The 18,548-nt window shown below is 70.3% G+C and carries 14 protein-coding genes; 11 read left to right on the top strand and 3 right to left on the bottom strand.

The features are described 5' to 3' along the window. Positions 1–6: 6 nt before the first annotated feature. The gene (locus tag ACZ4LX_RS01635) at positions 7–849 is read left to right on the top strand and encodes a nitrilase-related carbon-nitrogen hydrolase (protein WP_467636780.1); all 843 of its coding nucleotides are present in this window, start codon (positions 7–9) and stop codon (positions 847–849) included. After that, entirely contained in the window at positions 846–2,129 is a 1,284-nt protein-coding gene (locus ACZ4LX_RS01630) for an aspartate aminotransferase family protein (RefSeq protein WP_467636777.1), read from the top strand. Before ACZ4LX_RS01635 ends, ACZ4LX_RS01630 begins: the two co-directional genes overlap by 4 nt. 83 nt (positions 2,130–2,212) lie before the next feature. Here ACZ4LX_RS01630 and ACZ4LX_RS01625 read toward each other — a convergent pair whose 3' ends face one another. Beyond that, positions 2,213–3,205, bottom strand: coding sequence for a hypothetical protein (locus ACZ4LX_RS01625; protein ID WP_467636774.1), 993 nt, complete (start codon positions 3,203–3,205; stop codon positions 2,213–2,215). A 536-nt stretch (positions 3,206–3,741) separates the two neighbouring features. Here ACZ4LX_RS01625 and hydA point away from each other — a divergent pair. The 3 genes from hydA (at position 3,742) to ACZ4LX_RS01610 (ending at position 7,952) form a co-directional block, all read left to right on the top strand. Then, entirely contained in the window at positions 3,742–5,163 is a 1,422-nt protein-coding gene (gene hydA, locus ACZ4LX_RS01620; RefSeq protein ID WP_467636770.1) for a dihydropyrimidinase, read from the top strand. A gap of 157 nt (positions 5,164–5,320) precedes the next feature. Then, on the top strand, positions 5,321–6,322 hold the full coding sequence (locus ACZ4LX_RS01615; RefSeq protein WP_467636767.1) for a TIGR03842 family LLM class F420-dependent oxidoreductase: 1,002 nt from the start codon (positions 5,321–5,323) through the stop codon (positions 6,320–6,322). A gap of 79 nt (positions 6,323–6,401) precedes the next feature. Next, the gene (locus tag ACZ4LX_RS01610; protein WP_467636764.1) at positions 6,402–7,952 is read left to right on the top strand and encodes an NCS1 family nucleobase:cation symporter-1; all 1,551 of its coding nucleotides are present in this window, start codon (positions 6,402–6,404) and stop codon (positions 7,950–7,952) included. Here the strand turns inward: ACZ4LX_RS01610 and ACZ4LX_RS01605 are convergent. Further along, a complete protein-coding gene (locus ACZ4LX_RS01605) occupies positions 7,915–8,688 on the bottom strand; it encodes a hypothetical protein (protein ID WP_467636757.1) in 774 nt (257 codons plus the stop codon). The two genes, ACZ4LX_RS01610 and ACZ4LX_RS01605, sit on opposite strands and share 38 nt — an antisense overlap. Before the next feature lie 266 nt (positions 8,689–8,954). On the opposite strand from ACZ4LX_RS01605, the gene ACZ4LX_RS01600 reads away from it, so the two are divergent. Together ACZ4LX_RS01600 and ACZ4LX_RS01595 are read left to right on the top strand one after the other, a co-directional pair. Next, positions 8,955–9,317 carry a hypothetical protein gene (locus ACZ4LX_RS01600; protein WP_467636754.1) on the top strand — a complete coding sequence of 121 codons (363 nt, stop codon included), beginning with the start codon at positions 8,955–8,957 and terminating at the stop codon, positions 9,315–9,317. A gap of 195 nt (positions 9,318–9,512) precedes the next feature. After that, on the top strand, positions 9,513–10,964 hold the full coding sequence (locus ACZ4LX_RS01595; RefSeq protein WP_467636751.1) for an amidase: 1,452 nt from the start codon (positions 9,513–9,515) through the stop codon (positions 10,962–10,964). Positions 10,965–11,143: 179 nt separating this feature from the next. On the opposite strand, the gene ACZ4LX_RS01590 is transcribed toward ACZ4LX_RS01595, so the two are convergent. Continuing rightward, complete coding sequence (locus ACZ4LX_RS01590) at positions 11,144–12,208, bottom strand: lipoate--protein ligase family protein (RefSeq protein ID WP_467636911.1); 1,065 nt, start codon at positions 12,206–12,208, stop codon at positions 11,144–11,146. Between the two features lie 385 nt (positions 12,209–12,593). Here ACZ4LX_RS01590 and ACZ4LX_RS01585 point away from each other — a divergent pair, with 385 nt between their 5' ends. From ACZ4LX_RS01585 to ACZ4LX_RS01570, 4 genes are all read left to right on the top strand, one after another. After that, a complete protein-coding gene (locus ACZ4LX_RS01585) occupies positions 12,594–13,577 on the top strand; it encodes an ABC transporter permease (protein WP_467636749.1) in 984 nt (327 codons plus the stop codon). A 1-nt stretch (position 13,578) separates the two neighbouring features. Further along, positions 13,579–14,520 (top strand): ABC transporter permease, encoded by a 942-nt coding sequence (locus ACZ4LX_RS01580; protein ID WP_467636746.1) that lies wholly within the window; start codon positions 13,579–13,581, stop codon positions 14,518–14,520. Continuing rightward, positions 14,517–16,601 (top strand): dipeptide ABC transporter ATP-binding protein, encoded by a 2,085-nt coding sequence (locus ACZ4LX_RS01575; protein ID WP_467636743.1) that lies wholly within the window; start codon positions 14,517–14,519, stop codon positions 16,599–16,601. The genes ACZ4LX_RS01580 and ACZ4LX_RS01575 overlap by 4 nt, the downstream gene beginning before the upstream one ends. 108 nt (positions 16,602–16,709) lie before the next feature. Next, positions 16,710–18,392 carry an ABC transporter family substrate-binding protein gene (locus tag ACZ4LX_RS01570; RefSeq protein WP_467636740.1) on the top strand — a complete coding sequence of 561 codons (1,683 nt, stop codon included), beginning with the start codon at positions 16,710–16,712 and terminating at the stop codon, positions 18,390–18,392. The last annotated feature ends 156 nt before the right edge of the window (positions 18,393–18,548 follow it).

Here is an 18,548-nt window from a genome sequence, read left to right as displayed (position 1 = left end):
GCAGTCATGTCCCACGTCGTACGCGCCGCACTCGTCCAGGCGACCTGGACCGGCGACACCGAATCCATGATCGCCAAACACGAGGAACACGCTCGCGAGGCCGCCCGGCAGGGGGCGCAGATCATCGGCTTCCAGGAGGTGTTCAACGCCCCCTACTTCTGCCAGGTGCAGGAGCCCGAGCACTACCGCTGGGCGGAGGCCGTTCCCGACGGACCGACCGTGCAGCGGATGCGGGAGCTGGCCCGTGAGACCGGCATGGTGATCGTCGTCCCGGTCTTCGAGGTCGAGCAGTCCGGCTTCTACTACAACACCGCCGCGGTCATCGACGCCGACGGCTCGTATCTCGGCAAGTACCGCAAGCACCACATCCCGCAGGTCAAGGGATTCTGGGAGAAGTACTACTTCAAGCCCGGCAACGTCGGCTGGCCGGTCTTCGACACAGCCGTCGGCAAGGTCGGCGTCTATATCTGCTACGACCGGCACTTCCCCGAGGGGTGGCGCCAACTCGGACTCAATGGAGCCCAGTTGGTGTACAACCCGTCCGCCACGTCGCGCGGCCTCTCCAGCTACCTCTGGCAGCTGGAGCAGCCCGCGTCCGCTGTCGCCAACGAGTACTTCGTCGCCGCGATCAACCGCGTCGGCCAGGAGGAGTACGGCGACAACGACTTCTACGGAACCAGCTACTTCGTCGACCCGCGCGGTCAGTTCGTCGGTGAGGTCGCCAGCGACAAGGCCGAGGAACTCCTCGTCCGTGACCTGGACTTCGGACTCATCGAGGAGGTCCGTCAGCAGTGGGCCTTCTACCGGGACCGCCGCCCCGACGCGTACGAGGGACTGGTGGAGCCGTGAGCAGCCTGCACCACCGTCATCTCGCCGTCAGTCCCGAATGGCTGGCGCTCTACTACCGGCATCCGCTGGAGATCACCCATGGCGAGGGCCGCCATGTCTGGGACGCGGACGGCAGACGCTACCTCGACTTCTTCGGCGGCATCCTCACCACGATGACCGCCCACGCACTGCCCGAAGTCACCAAGGCGGTCAGTGAGCAGGCCGGGAGGATCATCCATTCCTCCACGCTCTATCTGAACCGGCCGATGGTCGAACTGGCCGAGCGTGTCGCCACGCTCTCCGGCATCCCGGACGCCCGGGTCTTCTTCACGACCTCCGGCACCGAGGCCAACGACACGGCGCTGCTGCTGGCCACCACGTACCGCAGGTCGAACCAGATCCTCGCGATGCGCAACAGCTACCACGGCAGGTCCTTCTCCGCCGTCTCCATCACCGGCAACAACGCCTGGTCACCCACCAGTCTGTCCCCGCTCCAGACGCTGTACGTGCACGGGGGCGTCCGCGGCCGAGGACCCTACGCGCACCTGGGCGACGGGGAGTTCATCGCCGCCTGTGTCGCGGACCTGGAGGACCTGCTCGGGCACACCCGGGCCCCCGCCGCGCTGATCGCCGAACCCATCCAGGGCGTGGGCGGGTTCACCGCACCGCCCGACGGCCTCTACGCGGCATTCCGCGAAGTCCTCGACCGGCACGGCATCCTGTGGATCTCCGACGAGGTGCAGACCGGCTGGGGGCGTTCGGGCGAGCACTTCTGGGGCTGGCAGGCGCACGGACAGAACGGCCCGCCGGACATCGTCACCTTCGCCAAGGGCATCGGCAACGGTATGTCGATCGGCGGTGTGATCGCCCGTGCGGAGGTCATGAACTGCCTGGACGCCAACTCCATTTCGACGTTCGGCGGCTCCCCGGTCACGATGGCCGCCGGACTCGCCAACCTCTCGTACCTCCTCGAACACGACCTCCAGGGCAATGCCCGTCGCGTCGGCGGTCTGCTCATCGAGCGGCTGCGTGCGATCGGCGCCGCCTCGGAGTGCGTACGGGAGGTGCGCGGGCGCGGCCTGATGATCGGCATCGAGCTGGTCAAGCCGGGTACGGACGAGGCGAACCCCGAAGCGGCCGCGGCCGTGCTCGAAGCGGCCCGGGAGGGTGGGCTGCTCCTCGGCAAGGGCGGTGGCCACGACACCAGCGTGCTGCGTATCGCTCCGCCCCTCTCGCTGTCCATTCCGGAGGCGGAGGAGGGTGCGTCGATCCTGGCCGAGGCGCTGCGTTCGGTGGGGTGAGAAAGGGGGTGCGGTGGCCGTCCGTTCACCGCGCCCCCGCACCCGGCCGGCCGGTCAGCGCACCCCCGCGCCCGGCCGGCCGTTCACCGCACCCCACCCATGCGTCGGGCCGGCCGTGAACCGCCCGTGACGCCCTGGCCCCCGACGGGCTCGAACGTCACCGAACCGCCGAAGTTCTCGTCGTCGGTGCCCCAGAGGCCCAGCCCCCCGGGCACGACGGCGATGGCCTCGATCTTCCGGTTGTCCTGCTTGGTGAAGCGGCTCAGCGGAACGAGCGCCCGCGCGGGCTTCAGGCGCAGTACCGCGTCATGGGCCTGGTTCACGGTGAGCCGGCCCGCGTCGTAGACGGCGGAGGCGAACGGACCGTCGTCCACGTTGGGGTCCGAGGCCGCCGACACCAGTACGGTGCCGTCGTCGAGCACCTTCAGGTCACTGATGTGGCGCACCTCGTCCTCGTCCGGGAACGGAACGGCGAACTCCTGCCGAGCCGAGACCACGCCGAACTCCAGGCCGTCCGCGCCGATGCGCACCGAGGCGGCGCGCACGACGGCCTTCTCGTCGCCGCTGCCACGCGTCGCCCATACGGCGTAGGTCCTCCCCGACCCGTCCCGGTGCAGCGCGAAGCTCTCGTAGTTGTCGCCGTCGCGTCGGCTCGGCAGGGCGGTCGGTTCGTGCTCGGCCGTAGCCCTGCCGTCCGCGACGACGACGTGGTAGGCCTCGCCGCGGCTTGCCACGGCGACGTAGTGGCCGGGGCGGCCCGGCACCGCGTCGAGGGCCTCCAGGTCGGCGGGCAGGATCCCGGTCCACGGGAGCTCCTCGACGACGGGCGCGTGGCCAGGCCGCAGGCCCACCGTCGCCAGCCTGCTCTCGCCGTCGCCCTTGTTGTCCCGTACGACGACGGCGTCGGCCAGCCCCCGGCCCGCGGGGGCACCCTCGACGAGGGCCATGCCGCTCACGCCGCCCCGGATCCCGGAGCCGACCCGCTGCCAGCCGTCGGGGGCGGCCGCGGCGCTCATGGCCGTGGCGGCGAGGGAGGCGCAGAGGGCGGCCGAGACGATGATTCCGTTTCTGATCATGGAATGAAGCTAAGGGCTGTCCAGCGCTTTCCGGTGGATCAGCGCGCGGCGTCGGATGCGGCGCATCGCCGGGCGGAGAGACGCCCGCATCCGGGAGGTGTGCGGGATGTTCGACAACGCGGCGAGCGGCGCCGTGGCTGTCGCCGTGCGCCCGCGGGGAATTGCGGGACGGCCCTTGGGCCGGTGCCCCGGTCCGCGATGAACTGCCGCTGCCTGTCTGCCGGACAGATTCCCTCCGCAAGGGCCGCGTGACTCGCCCGTCCGGAGCAGGCCGGTTCGCCGGCCGGTGCGTCCTCCGGGGCAACCGAGCCCTCCGCCCCTCGGGTACGGCGCGTATACGGAACGCGGACAGTACGGCCCGGCCGGCGGAACCGCGCCGCGCGCTGGGCCGGTTGAGTGCCGGACGGGGGAAACAGAAACGTCTTCAGCGGTTAGCCGCAGCGGTATTGCCACAGTGGGTAACCCACTTCTACGTTCTTCATCACGCACCTTGTCTACGTGCGTAGACCCATTCCGCCAGAGTTGAGGAGGGGGACATGAGCCGCACCGTCATCCATGGCGGCCTCGTCGTCACCGCGTCCGACGAGATCCACGCCGACGTACTCGTCGAAGGCGGCCGCGTCGCGGCGCTCGCCGCGCACGGCACCGAGGCCGCAGCGGGCTGGACCGCCGACCGGACCATCGACGCCACCGGGAAGTACGTCATCCCGGGCGGTGTCGACGCACACACCCACATGGAGATGCCGTTCGGCGGCACCTACGCCGCGGACACCTTCGAGACCGGCACCCGTGCCGCGGCCTGGGGCGGAACCACCACGATCGTGGACTTCGCCATCCAGTCCGTGGGGCGTTCCCTGCGCGAGGGGCTCGACGCCTGGTACGCGAAGGCGGACGGCAACTGCGCCATCGACTACGCGTTCCACATGATCCTCGCCGATGTGAACGAGTCGTCGCTCAAGGAGATGGATCTCCTGGTGGCCGAAGGCATCACCTCCTTCAAGCTGTTCATGGCCTACCCCGGCGTCTTCTACAGCGACGACGGACAGATCCTGCGCGCCATGCAGCGGGCCGAGTCCAACGGCGGCCTGATGATGATGCACGCGGAGAACGGCATCGCCATCGACGTCCTCGTCGAGCAGGCCCTTGCCGCCGGCCGTACCGATCCCCGCTACCACGGAGACGTACGGAAGGTGGCGCTGGAGGCGGAGGCCACGCACCGCGCCATCCAGCTCGCCCGTGTCGCCGGTTCCCCGCTGTACGTCGTGCACGTCTCCGCCGACGAGGCCGTCGCCGAGATCGCCGCCGCCCGGCACAAGGGCCTGCCCGTCTTCGGCGAGACATGTCCGCAGTACCTCTTCCTCTCCACGGACAACCTCGCCGAGCCGGACTTCGAGGGCGCCAAGTACGTCTGCTCCACACCGCTGCGCCCCGAGGAACACCAGGAAGCGCTCTGGCGGGGCCTGCGCAACAACGAACTCCAGGTCGTCTCCACCGACCACTGCCCCTTCTGCTTCTCCGGCCAGAAGGAGATGGGCCGCGGAGACTTCTCCAAGATCCCCAACGGGATGCCGGGCGTCGAGAACCGGATGGACCTTCTGCACCAGGCGGTCATCGACGGCCACATCTCGCGCCGCCGCTGGATCGAGATCGCGTGCGCCTCACCGGCCCGGATGTTCGGCCTCTATCCGAAGAAGGGCACCATCGCGCCCGGGGCCGACGCCGACATCGTCATCTACGACCCGGCGGCCGAACAGATCATCTCCGCCGAGACCCACCACATGAACGTCGACTACTCGGCGTACGAGGGCAAGCGGCTCACCGGGCAGGTGGAGACCGTGCTCTCGCGCGGTGAGGTCGTCATCGACCGGCGTACGTTCACCGGCCGTGCCGGGCACGGCATGTACACCCCGCGCGCCACCTGCCAGTACCTGGAGCAGGGTGCGTCGCACCGGTCATGACCCGGTCCGGGACACCGGGCGCGGCACCTGACCGTGTCACCGGATCTCCCTGACGGCCCCGCTGCCAAGGCGCTCCGGCGCCCCGGCAGCTCACCGCACCCGGATGCCGAGGCCTGTCCGGCCCCGGCCGACGAGACACCCCCTAGGAGCACCTGGCATGGACTTCGGACTCGTCCTGCAGACGGACCCGCCCGCCTCGGCCGTCGTCGGCCTGATGCGGCGCGCCGAACGCAACGGCTTCCGCTATGGATGGACCTTCGACTCGGCGGTGCTCTGGCAGGAGCCCTTCGTCATCTACAGCAGCATCCTCGAACACACCGAACACCTCGTGGTCGGCCCCATGGTGACCAACCCGGGCACCCGCACCTGGGAGGTGACCGCCTCCACCTTCGCCACGCTCAACGACATGTACGGCAACCGCACGGTCTGTGGCATCGGCCGCGGCGACTCCGCGATGCGCGTCGCCGGGCGCAGCCCCAACACCCTGGCCCGGCTCGGCGAGGCCATCGACGTCATCCGTGACCTCGCGGAGGGGCGCGAGGCGGTCGTCGACGGTCAGCCGGTCCAGATCCCCTGGGTCAAGGACGGCCAACTGCCCGTCTGGATGGGAGCGTACGGACCGAAGGCACTCGCACTCGCCGGGCAGAAGGCCGACGGCTTCATCCTCCAGCTCGCCGACCCCTTCCTCACCGAGTGGATGATCAAGGCCGTACGGGATGCGGCGGCCGAGGCCGGACGCGACCCGGACTCGGTCACCATCTGTGTCGCCGCGCCCGCCTACGTGGGCGACGACCTCGACCACGCCCGCGAGCAGTGCCGCTGGTTCGGCGGTATGGTCGGCAACCACGTCGCCGACCTGGTCGCCCGCTACGGCGAACACTCCGGGCTCGTCCCCGAGGCCCTGACCGCGTACATCGCAGGGCGCTCGGGATACGACTACAGCCACCACGGGCGCGCCGGGAATCCCGACACCACCTTCGTCCCCGACGAGATCGTCGACCGCTTCTGCCTGCTGGGCCCGCCCGAGGCGCACATCGAGAAACTGCGGGCCCTGCGCGATCTCGGTGTCGACCAGTTCGCCGTGTACAACATGCACGACGCCCGCGAGGCGACCATCGACGCCTACGGATCCGAGATCATCCCCGCCCTGTCCGACTGACGCCGCCGCCTCAGACCGTACGCACCCCCCCGCGCCCCGCCCCGCACGGCACCGCCCCCGAGCGAAGGGTCCAGCCGCCATGACATCGACCGCACCGCCACCACCATCGAGCAACCGGATACCCGAGCCCCCGGACCGTGTCGAACTCCCCGCCGGTACCGCTCCCGACGACAGCCGGTTCGTCAACGAGGACCTGCTGCCAGTACCCCTGGAGCGGCGCAACTGGACCACGTACAACTTCGCCGCCCTCTGGGTCGGCATGGCCCACAACATCCCGTCCTGGCTCCTCGCGTCCGGCCTCGTCGCCCTCGGCATGGACTGGAAACAGGCGGTCTTCACCATCGCGCTCGCCAACCTGATCGTGCTCGGGCCGATGCTGCTCACCGGTCATGCCGGGCCCAAGTACGGCATCCCCTTTCCGGTACTGGCCCGCGCCTCCTTCGGGCTGCGCGGCGCCAATCTGCCCGCTCTGATCCGCGCCGCGGTGGCGTGTGCCTGGTTCGGCATCCAGACCTGGATCGGTGGCGTCGGCATCTTCACCCTGCTCGGGAAGATCTTCGGCGGCTGGGCGGACGCCGGCGAGATCGGCGGGCAGCCGTGGACGCTGTGGCTCTGCTTCATCCTGTTCTGGGCCCTCGAACTCGCCATCATCTACAGAGGCATGGACACCCTGCGCCGGTTCGAGAACTGGGCCGCTCCCTTCGTCATCGTCGGCGCGCTGGTGCTGCTGGTCTGGGTCGCCGTCAAGGCCGGCGGTTTCGGGCCGTTGCTGGACCAGCCCTCGAAGCTCGGCTGGGGCAAGGAGTTCTGGCCGGTCTTCTTCCCCTCCCTGATGGGCATGATCGCCTTCTGGGCCACGCTCTCCCTGAACATCCCCGACTTCACCCGCTTCGGCGCCGGTCAACGCGCCCAGATCCGGGGCCAGTCGCTCGGTCTGCCCACCACGATGACGCTCTTCGCGCTGCTCTCCGTCCTGGTGACCTCCGGCTCGCAGGCCGTGTACGGCGAGGCGATCTGGGACCCGGTGCTGCTCGTCGCCCGCACGGACCATGTCTTCGGGCTCCTCTACGCCCTGGTGACGGTGCTGGTGGCGACGGTCTCCGTGAACATCGCGGCGAACGTGGTCTCACCCGCCTACGACCTGGCGAACCTCGCGCCCAAGCTGATCAACTTCCGTACGGGCGCGCTGATCACGGGCGTCGTCGGCGTCGTGATCATGCCGTGGAAGCTCACCGAGACCCCCGAGCTCTACATCTTCACCTGGCTCGGACTCGTCGGCGGGCTGCTCGGTACGGTGGCGGGCATCCTCATCGCCGACTACTGGATCGTCCGGCGCACCGTGCTCGACCTCGCCGCCCTGTACCGGCCCGGCGGCCGCTACTGGTACACCAACGGCTGGAACTGGCGGGCCGTCGCCGCCTTCGCCGTCGGCGGTGTCCTGGCGATCGGTGGCTCGCACTCGGAGCCGGGCAAGGGGCCGTTCCCGGCGGACGGTCTGGTGCCGTTCCTGAAACCCCTCGCCGACTACGGCTGGGCGGTCGGCCTGGCATCCTCGCTGCTGCTCTACGTGGTACTCACCGGACGGGGGAGCGTCACACCGGGCTCGTCGAACGGCCCAGCAGCGCGCTGACATCGAATGTCTCGTCCGGCGGCGGCGTGGTCCTGGGCACCGGCTCGTCGAAGGCCGAGAAGCCCACGACCGCGTTCGCACCGTTGCCCTTGATGGTGAGCCGCAGCGGATACGGCTTGCCGGTGGCCGCCACATCGAGCGTCAGTGTGGTGCCGTCCCGCATCCTGGTCAGCGGTACGACGGAGGCCTTGCCGAGTGTGGTCTTCGCACCCTTGTTGAGGGTGCCGGTGTTGTCGTTCGCGTTGTCGCTGACCAGCTTCTGGAAGGTGTTGAGGTCGCAGGTCCTGGTCAGGGTGCTCAGCCGGGGGTCGTCGGCCGACCCCTTCATGTAGCGGTCACCCAGGATCGCGGCGAAGGTGGAGCCGCCGTTGGGGACCTGGTTCTTCCAGAAGTCCGCGTCCGGCTTGATCCAGATGTCGTCGCCCCGCTTCACGATCAGCGCCGAGCCCTGGCTGTTGCCGAGGTCCACCGAGCCGTTGCAGTTGCCTGCCCGGTCCAGGGTGAGTTCCAGGGACATGGGGGTACTGCCCCTGCCGAGGTCCCCTCTGGTGCTCAGGTGCAGGGACTCCGCGCCGAGCAACGCGTCGCGGGAGCGGTCGGCGATCTGCTGGGCGGTGAGATGGTCGATGTCCTCCGCATGTGCCACGCCGCTGCCGATGAGGCCGCTGCCGGTGACGGAGAGTACAAGCGCCGCAGTCCATGCGGCCGGGCGTGTGCCGAGGTGTGGACCGGTCACGTCGCCTCCTCGAAGGGTCGTGGCGGGACTGTCCGGGTCTGCGGCCCGATCGTTCGAGCGTACGCCGGGGGAGGAGAGGGCGCCCGGTGGAGGGAGCGGTACCCCGGGCGCGGGTACGCAGCGTGTCGTTTCCGCCCGCTTCCGGTTAGGGGAGACGGGCCCGGCCGCCACGGCGCGGAACCCCGCCACCGGGAACGGGATCACCGCGAAACCGCGGTGAACCACCGTGACCACCGAGAACCACCGTGAATCACCGAGAGGGAATCATGAAGAAGTCCATGGGAAGCCTGTCCGGGGCCGTGCTGCGCGGCATCGCTGTCGCCGGTCTCACCGCGGCACTCGCCGTCTCCACCGGCCTGGCGACCGCGGCATCGGCCGCCGCACCGACCGCGACGCCGCCGGGGCTGTCCTGTGAGACGGGCAAGCATGCCATCGACGACTACACCGGCTACGCGCTGTGCCGGAACAACGGCTCCGCGACGCAGACCTTCTGGGTCCACCTGGTCTGCGGCTGGTCCCCGGACGTGGACGGTGAGCACGTCACGCTGAACCCGGGCCAGTCCGGCCAGTCGACCGCGCACTGCGCCGGACTCGGCACGGGAATCGGTGAGATCACGGTCCAGCCGTAGGACCAGGCGCCTGTGCGGTGCCGTTTCCGGGCCGGAGCGGCGCCGTCCGGGCGCTGCGGACGGCGAATGGGCGACACGGCCGGCCTTATCAGCCGCTGAACGGTTGAGGGAGCACCCCGAACTCGTTACCTTTCAGTAAGTTCGTTCGGGCGGACAGGTGTACGCACCTGACGGTACGAGGGAGGCGGGCAGCCCATGTCCTCAGCACAGACCACCGGAACGGATGTCGAGGCCCCGGCCGGACTGGCCGAGAGCGCACGGGCCCTCGCGGACGGCCGCACCACCGCCACCCGGCTGGTCACCGACGCCCTGGCCCGGATCGAGGCGAGCCAGGGCACCCTCAACGCCTTCCGGCACCTGCGGGGGACCGCCGCACTCGCCGAGGCCGCCGAGGCCGACCGCCGGCTCGCCGCGGGCGAGCGGCTGCCGCTGCTCGGAGTGCCCGTCGCGGTCAAGGACGACACCGACGTCGCGGGGATGCCCACCCACTTCGGCTGCGCGGGCGAGCTGCCCGACGCGACCGCCGACAGCGAGTCCGTACGCCGGCTGCGCGCCGCCGGAGCCGTGATCGTCGGGAAGACCAACTCCTGCGAACTGGGGCAGTGGCCGTTCACCGAGGGGGCCGCCTTCGGTGCCACCCGTAATCCGTGGAACACCGATCACACCCCGGGCGGTTCATCCGGCGGTTCGGCGGCCGCGGTGGCCGCCGGACTCGTGCCGGCGGCGCTCGGCTCCGACGGCGCCGGGTCCGTCCGCATCCCCGCCGCCTGGACCCACCTCGTCGGCATCAAGCCGCAGCGCGGCCGGATCTCCGTGCACCCCCACAGCGACGCCTTCCAGGGGCTCACCGTCAACGGCCCGCTGGCCAGGACCGTCGCCGATGCCGCCCTCCTGCTGGACGCAGTCGCGGGGGCCCACCCCGACGACCCGCACCGCCCGCCGTCCGTCGATGCCTCGGCCGCTGCCCGCCGCGACCCGGGCCGGCTGCGCATCGCCCTGGCCTGGCGTCCCCCGCTCACCCTCACCGGTACGGCCCCGCACCCCGACATCCGCCGGGCCGTCACCGAACTCGCCGAGGCGCTCGCCCGGCTCGGACACCACGTCGAGGAGGCCCGGCCCCGCTACGGGCTGATCGGTCTCGGCTTCGTGCCCCGTGCCACCGCCGGAATCGCCGAACTCGCGGCTCGGCACCCCGAACCCGCGCTCCTGGACCCCCGGACCCGCAGCGTCCTGCGCACCGGTACTCGGCTCGGCGGCCGGGTGGTACGGGCGGCAAGGGGGCGGGAGGTGCGCCAGCACCGGCGGATCGGCGCCCTGTTCCACCCCTCCCGCGGCCGGTCCGGACCGGGATTCGACGTTCTGCTCACCCCGACGACAGCCCTGCCGCCTCCCCGTATCGGCAGGTTCGACGGACTGAGCGCGTGGCGCACCGATGTGGCGATCGCCGAGGCGTGCCCGTACGCCTGGCCCTGGAACGTCCTGGGCTGGCCCGGCATCAACGTCCCCGCCGGTTTCACCCCCCACGGCCTCCCGGTCGGGGCCCAGCTGCTCGGTCCCTCCCGCAGCGAGGAGCGGCTCATCTCGCTGGCCGCCCAGCTGGAGGCCGACCGGCGGTGGTACGAGCACCGCCCGCCTGCCGCGCCCTGAGGCCTGTGCACGGTACCCGGGCCTGCCCGGCCTTCTTCCCGGGACGGGTTCACACCGCCCGGGACGGCCCGGACCAGGGCACGTGTCCGGTTCCCCCGCGCGAGCCTTGACGTCCCGCGCATACGCGCCGCCGACCCGGCCCCACCGCACCCGGTCGACGCCGCGACCCCGCCCGGGCCCTACGGCACCCGGGCGGTCCACTCGGGGGTGCCGAACTTCGTGCGGACGAGCTCCTTGGCGCGGGCCAGCTCGTCCGGGGTCACCGAGCCCCGGCTCAGGCCATGACGCGCGCGGAACGACTCGATCATCCGCTCGATGACGGCCTCACGGGGCAGCCCGGTCTGCCGGCGCAAGGGGTCGACGCGCTTCTTGGCGCTCTTCGTGCCCTTGTCGGACATCTTCTCCTTGCCGATGCGCAGGACATCGAGCATCTTGTCGGCGTCGATGTCGTACGACATCGTCACGTGGTGCAGCACCGCGCCGGGCCCTCCGTCCGGCCCGACCATGCGCTTCTGCGCCGCTCCCGCGATCTTCCCGATCTCGGTCGCGATGTCGTTGAGCGGCTGGTACCAGGCCTTGATCCCCATATCGCCGAGCGCTTCGAGCACCCAGTCGTCCAGATAGGCGTAACTGTCGGCGAAGGAGAGGCCGGAGACGAGGGACTGGGGCACGGCCAGCGAGTAGGTGATCGTGCTGCTCGGCTCCGCGAACATCGCCCCGCCCCCGGAGACGCGCCGGACCACCGTGACGCCGTGCCGGTCGACGCCCGCCGGGTCGACCTCGTTGCGCAGGGACTGGAAGCTGCCGATGATCACCGCGGGGGAGTCCCACTCCCACACCCGTAGCGTCGGCGGGCGCTGGCCCGCGGCGACCTCGGCCGTGATGACCTCGTCGAGGGCCATGTGGAGTGCCGGGGACTGCGGGGCGTCGTGGATGAGCTGCCAGTCGTAGTCGCTCCATTCCGTGGCGTGGGCCAGCGCCCGGCGCACGGCGACGGCGACACCCTCCGACGTGAGCCCCAGCATCACCGTCGACTCCGGCAGGGCCGCGTCGATACGGGCGGCCAGTCCCGCGGTGTCGGTGGTGGCGGGGGCCCCCTCCAGCGCCGCGTCGATGCTCAGGATCGCCTCGTCCGGCTCCAGGAAGAAGTCACCCGCCACCCGTACGTCACGCAGCGCCCCGCCCCGGACGTCCAGGTCCACCACGACCAGCTTGCCGCCGGGGACCTTGTACTCACCGTGCACAGCCATGCCTCCAGTTCCGCCGCTTCTCCTGCTTACGAATCGGCTCCGACCAGGCACAACGCCGCAACCGCGACGATTAATCCGCGGCCGGCACCGCAACGGGCCCGCCTCGTCCGCGGCGGGCGAAGTGAAGGGCCCGCCCTCCGGACGAAGCGTGTTCCCTGATAAGTCATCATCTGTCCCGGCCGATTGCTACGGCGGTATTGCGACGTCGTGGCGGGACGGGCCAGGACCTGGTGAGGGTTCCGGACCGCGGACCAGACTGACGCTCGCACGTCTGTGCTCCCCTCCCGTTCCCTCAGAAGGCTCCACCGCACATGCATACGCCCCCCGGACCCGGCGCCCCCTCGGCGCACTTCCCGTACGCGGTGAGGAGGTGCCGCCCGTGCTGCGCTATGTGACGCGCAAGGCCGCGGGCTGGCTCCTGATGATCGTGGTCTCGACCAACGCCACCTATTTCCTGGCCAGTTGGTTTCTGGACCCTCGGTCGAACTTCAAGGAGCTGCGGCCGGTCCGCAGCGAGGACCAGATCGGCCGGGCGCTCGCGCCCTACAACCTGGATCCCCGGGTTCCGGTGGTGGAGCGGTGGTGGGACTGGTTCACCTCCGTGATCGTCCACTTCGACTGGGGGAGGTCACCGACAGGCGTCTCCGTCAACGGGGAGATCGGCTACCGCTCGCTCGTCAGCGCGGAGCTGGTCGTCGTCGCGACGGTCCTCTCCGTCGTACTCGGTGTCGCGCTGGGCGTGTACACGGCATCGCGACAGTACGGCTGGGCCGACCGGGTCGCGCAGGCCGTGTCCATCGCGGTGTTCAACGTGCCCACGTCCGTCGCCGCACTCGGTGTGGTCTTCGTAGCCATCTGGCTGAACCAGCATGCCGGTCTGCACTTCCTCTACGTCGCCGGGGAGAACTCGCCGAACGTCGAAGGGCTGCTCCCGACCATCGGCGACCGCATGCTCCATCTGATCCTGCCGACCCTGACGCTGACCCTGATGGGATACGTCGGTTACCACCTGACGCAGCGTTCGCTCCTGCTCGACACCATCGACGCCGACTTCGTGCGCACCGCCAGGGCCACCGGACTCACCAGGGCCCAGGCGATCCGCAGACACGCCCTGCGCACCGCGCTGATCCCGACCGCGACGTCCGTGGCGTTCAGCGTCCCGGCCATCTTCACCGGCGCCATCATCACCGAGACGATCTTCGGCTGGAACGGCATGGGCCGCTACTTCATCCAGACCATCAGCAAGAACGACGTGCACGGCACGGTCGCGACCGCGGCCTTCGCCGCCGCGCTGACCGCGATCGGCGCGATCCTCGCGGACATCGCCACGGTCTTCCTCGACCCACGCGTGAGGGTGAGCTGACATGACCACCGATCTGTCCGCCGACCCGACCGCCCCGGTGCCCGCAGGCCGGCTGCCGGAGGTGACACGCTCCGCGCGCCGGCCCGGTCTCGCCCGGCTCTATCTGAGGCGCTTCCTGCGCAATCGGCTCGCCGTCGTCGGCGTGGTGATCTTCGTCGCCCTGGTGCTGTTCAGCGCGTTCGGCGGCCTGTTCACCTCGTACGGGTACTCCGACGCCGACTTCGCCGCACTCACCGGGCCGCCCAGCTCCGCACACTGGTTCGGCACCAACCAGGGCGGCAACGACATCTACGCCTGCGCCGTCCACGGACTGCGGCGCTCCCTGGTGATCGCCGTGAGCGTGTCCGTCCTGACGGTCGCCGTCGCCGCCGTCGTCGGGTCCGCTGCCGCGTACTTCGGCGGCAGGACGGAGAAGGCGACGCTCGCCGTCATCCACTTCCTGCTGATCGTCCCCTCCTTCCTCATCCTCGCCCTGGTCTCCAACCGCCTGGCCGGTGACTGGCGGATCCTCGTCGTCGTGCTGACGCTCTTCGGCTGGATGTCCACCGCGCGAGTGATCTGGTCCGTCTCGACCTCCCTGCGCGAGCGGGACTACGTGACCGCGGCCGAGTTCATGGGAGTCGGCCCGCTGCGCGTCATCCTGCGGCACATCATCCCCAACCTCGGCTCGCTGCTGATCGTCAACCTCACGCTCGGCGTCGTCGCGACCGTGCTCAGCGAAACCGCCCTGTCCTTCCTCGGGTTTGGTGTCCAGACCCCGGACGTCTCCCTCGGCACGATGCTCGCGGACGGGGCGAGCACCGTCACGAGCGCCCCCTGGCTCTTCGCCTTCCCCGCGGGCCTGGTCGTCCTGCTCACCGTGTCGATGACCTTCGTCGGCGACGGGCTGCGCGACGCCCTGGACCCCACATCCGTGACCGGTGCGGCAGGAGGCCGACGATGACGCTCGCGACGACCACGTCCCCCGAACGTGGGCTCGGTGACGCCGCCGCCCCCGTGCTCTCGGTGCGGGACCTGCGGGTCACCTTCCCCTCCGAGGCCGGCCCCGTCGAGGCGGTGCGCGGCGTCGGCTTCGATCTCCTGCCGGGCCGGACCCTCGGCATCGTCGGCGAATCCGGCTCGGGAAAGTCGGCCACCGCCATGGGCATCATGGGGCTGCTGCCGCCCTCGGCCGGCCTGCGGGGCCAGGTGCTGCTCGACGGCCAGAACCTGACCGGCCTCGGGGACAAGGCCCTCTCCCGGATACGGGGCAACGCCATCGGCATGGTCTTCCAGGACCCGCTGTCCGCACTCACGCCCATCTTCACCGTGGGCCGGCTGCTCTCCGACACCCTGCGGATCCACCAGGATCTGACGAAGCGGGCCGCCTGGGAGCAAGCCGTCGAACTGCTCGACCTCGTCGGCATCCCGGACCCTCGCGGCCGGGCCACGTCCTTCCCGCACGAGTTCTCCGGCGGCATGCGCCAGCGCGTCGTCATCGCCATGGCGATCGCCAACAGACCGTCCGTGCTCATCGCCGACGAACCCACCACCGCCCTCGACGTCACCGTGCAGGCCCAGATCCTCGACGTGCTGAGGCTGGCGCAGAAGGAGACCGGAGCCGGACTCGTCCTCATCACGCACGACCTCGGAGTCGTCGCGGGCCACGCCGACGACATCGCCGTCATGTACGCGGGCCGGATCGTGGAACGGGCGGGCGCCGACGAGCTCTTCGCCCGTCCCGTCATGCCGTACACCGCGCGACTGCTCGCAGCCGTGCCGACCGTGGACAGCGGAGTCCACCGCCCCCTGGTCCCGATCGGAGGGGAACCGCCCGTCCTGGTCGGTCTCCCGGCCGGCTGCCCCTTCGCGAGCCGCTGCGCGGTCGCTGTCGCGGCGTGCCACACCGACGAACCCGGGCTGCGCGAGGTCACCGGCCACGGGGATGTGGCCTGCCTGCGCGCGGACGAGATCGCCGACGGGACGCTGGATCCGGCCGGCGTCGCCGAGCCGGTCGAGTCCGGTCCCGTGGAGGCCCGCGCCGTCGGTGAGGTGGTGCTCCGCGTCGAGGACCTGGTCAGGACGTTCCCCGTCACCAGGGGTGCGGTCCTCAAGCGCAGGGTCGGCACGCTGCGGGCCGTCAACGGCGTCGGCTTCGAGCTGCGGGCGGGGGAGACCCTCGGTCTCGTCGGCGAGTCGGGCAGTGGAAAGACCACGACGCTGCTGGAGATCCTCAGACTGAGAAAGCCCGAGGGCGGGCGGATCGAGATCGCCGGCACGGAGGTCGGTGCGGCTGGATCCGCGGCGCGCGTGCGGGAGTTGAGGCGCGACGTCCAGATCGTGATGCAGGATCCGATGGGGGCCCTCGATCCGCGGCTCCCGGTCTTCCAGCTGCTTGCCGAGCCTCTGCGGGCCATCGGGCGGGACCGCGAGTCGATCCGTACCCGCGTCGACGAACTCCTCGCGCTGGTCGGTCTGGACGCCTCGGTGCGCGACCGTTTCCCGGCCGCGCTCTCGGGCGGTCAGCGCCAGCGGATCGGCATCGCCCGAGCCCTGGCGACCGAGCCGAAACTCCTCGTGCTCGACGAGCCGCTCTCGGCCCTGGACGTCTCGGTGCAGGCGGGGGTGATCAACCTGCTGGCCCGGCTGAAGCGTGAGTACGCGCTCGCCCACCTCGTGGTGGCCCACGACCTGGCCGTGGTCCGGTACATCTCCGACCGCGTCGCGGTGATGTACCTGGGGCACATCGTGGAGACCGGCGACACCGAGGCGATCTTCGCCGATCCGAAGCACCCGTACACCCGGGCGCTGCTGTCCGCGATCCCGGTCCCCGACCCGAGGCGGGAGCGCGCCCGGGAACGCGTCGTGCTGGAGGGCGAACAGCCCAGCGCCGCCCGGCTGCCGACGGGCTGTGTCTTCGTCGACCGCTGCCCCCTGCACCGAGTCGCCGACGAGGCGGTGCGCGAGCGCTGTCGTACGGAACGTCCGGCGCAGTCCTCCGTGGCCAGCCGGCCCGGCCACCGGTACGCCTGTCACGCCGTCTGAGGCCGCCCCGCCCGGGGCCGTGATCCGCCGGTCCGGCCCCGGGCGGCTCACCCCCGCCCGTCACCGGGCCTTCCCGTACACCCACCGAATCAGAAGGAACCCTTCGCCATGCGAGCAAGACTTTCCCTGCCCGTCGCGCTGATCGCCGCCCTCTCCGCCACCGCCACCGCGTGCCAGTCCTCCCCGGGCAAGGACGGGGCGGACACGGGCGGCAAGGACGCCCCCAAGGCGGCGTCTGCCGCGGTCGACTACAACCCCCAGCCGTACGAGAACGTCAAGGAGGGCGGGACGTACACCACGGTCGGCACGTTCGACGACCAGGGCAACCCGTTCAACGTCAATGCCACGCTGACCGCGTCCCGGGTCTGGGGCTGGTACAACGCGGACGCGATCACCTACTCGCCCACCGGTGAGGTGCAGTACAACCCCGACTACTACAGCGATGTGCAGGTCGCGGTCGAGGGCGGTCGTCAGAAGGTCACACTGACGATCAACCCGAAGGCCACGTTCAACGACGGCACCCCGATCGACTGGACGGCGATCGAGGCCACCTGGAAGGCCAACAACGGTTCCGACAAGGAGTTCGCGGCATCGTCCACGGACGGCTACGACCGGATCACCTCGGTCGTGAAGGGCAAGAACGCCAAGCAGGCCGTCATCACCTTCGAGGGCGTCAACGCCGCGTGGTCCACGCTGTTCACCACCTTCCTGCACCCCGAGGCCGCCACCGTCGGGAACTTCAACAAGGCGTACGTGAAGAAGGCCCACCCGGAGTGGGGCGCGGGCCCCTACACGGTCGGCAAGTGGGACACGCACTCCGGCAACATCACCTTCGTCCGCAACCCGAAGTGGTGGGGCAGGAAGGGCAGGCTCGACAAGCGCGTCTACGTCAATCTGGAGTCGACCGCGGCGGTCAACGCCTTCAAGAACGGCCAGATCGACTACACGTCCGCCGTCGACGCGGAGAGCCTCAAGCAGGTCAAGGGGCTCAAAGGCACGGAGATCCGCAGCGGCGGCAGCCCCTTCGAGTACTCCCTCTACTTCAACACGAAGTCCGCGGTCCTCTCGGACAAGGCCGTCCGCAAGGCCATCCAGGAGAGCATCGACCGGGCACAGATCGCGAAGATCCAGTTCCAGGGGCTCGACTACACGGAGCCGCTGCCCGGCTCGGCCGTGCTCTACAGCTTCCAGAAGGGCTACGAGGACAACCTCTCGGCCGTTCTGAAGTACGCGCCCAACGAGGCGAAGAAGACCCTCGACGCGGCTGGCTGGAAGCCCGGGGACGACGGCATCCGCGTAAAGAACGGCCAGAAGCTCGAAGTCGGCTACACGCTCCTGGGAGACGACCCGCTGGGCAAGGCCACCGCGGGCGCCTTCGCCGCGATGCTGAAGCCGGCCGGCGTCCGTCTCGTCATCAAGAAGGGTGACGACGCGGACTTCTCCAAGATCCTCAGCGATCGCAGGTTCGACCTGTTCCTGTCGGGCAACCGCTCCATGGACCCGTTCGGGGCTCGCTACCTGTGCGACTTCTACTGCTCGGACCGTGACTCCAACCTCACCGGCGCGGGCACGTCGGCGCTGGACACGAAGATCCGTGCCACCACCAGGATCGCCGACCTGGACGAACAGGCCGCGGCGGTCAACAAGGTCGAGCAGGAGGCGCTGCGGCAGTACGCCTTCCTGCCGCTGTTCAGCGGCCCCTCGACCTACGGAGTGAAGAAGGGCCTGGCCAACGTGGGTGCGACCATCTTCTACACCCCGCTCCCCGAGACGGTCGGCTGGCAGAAGTGACGCTCCGTCCTCTGGGCTGCCCAGCGGCCCGGAGGTGACGCCGGTCCGCAGGCATTGGCTGAATGCCTGCGGGCCGGCGTCACCGTTCTCCTGCGCTGTCGCTTCGACTCCTGGCAGATGAGTCCGCCGCCCCGGCGGGTCGCGGGAGCGGGGACA

This window comes from Streptomyces sp. NPDC026062, from assembly GCF_055568375.1.
This window is presented reverse-complemented; position numbering and strand designations above follow the sequence as displayed.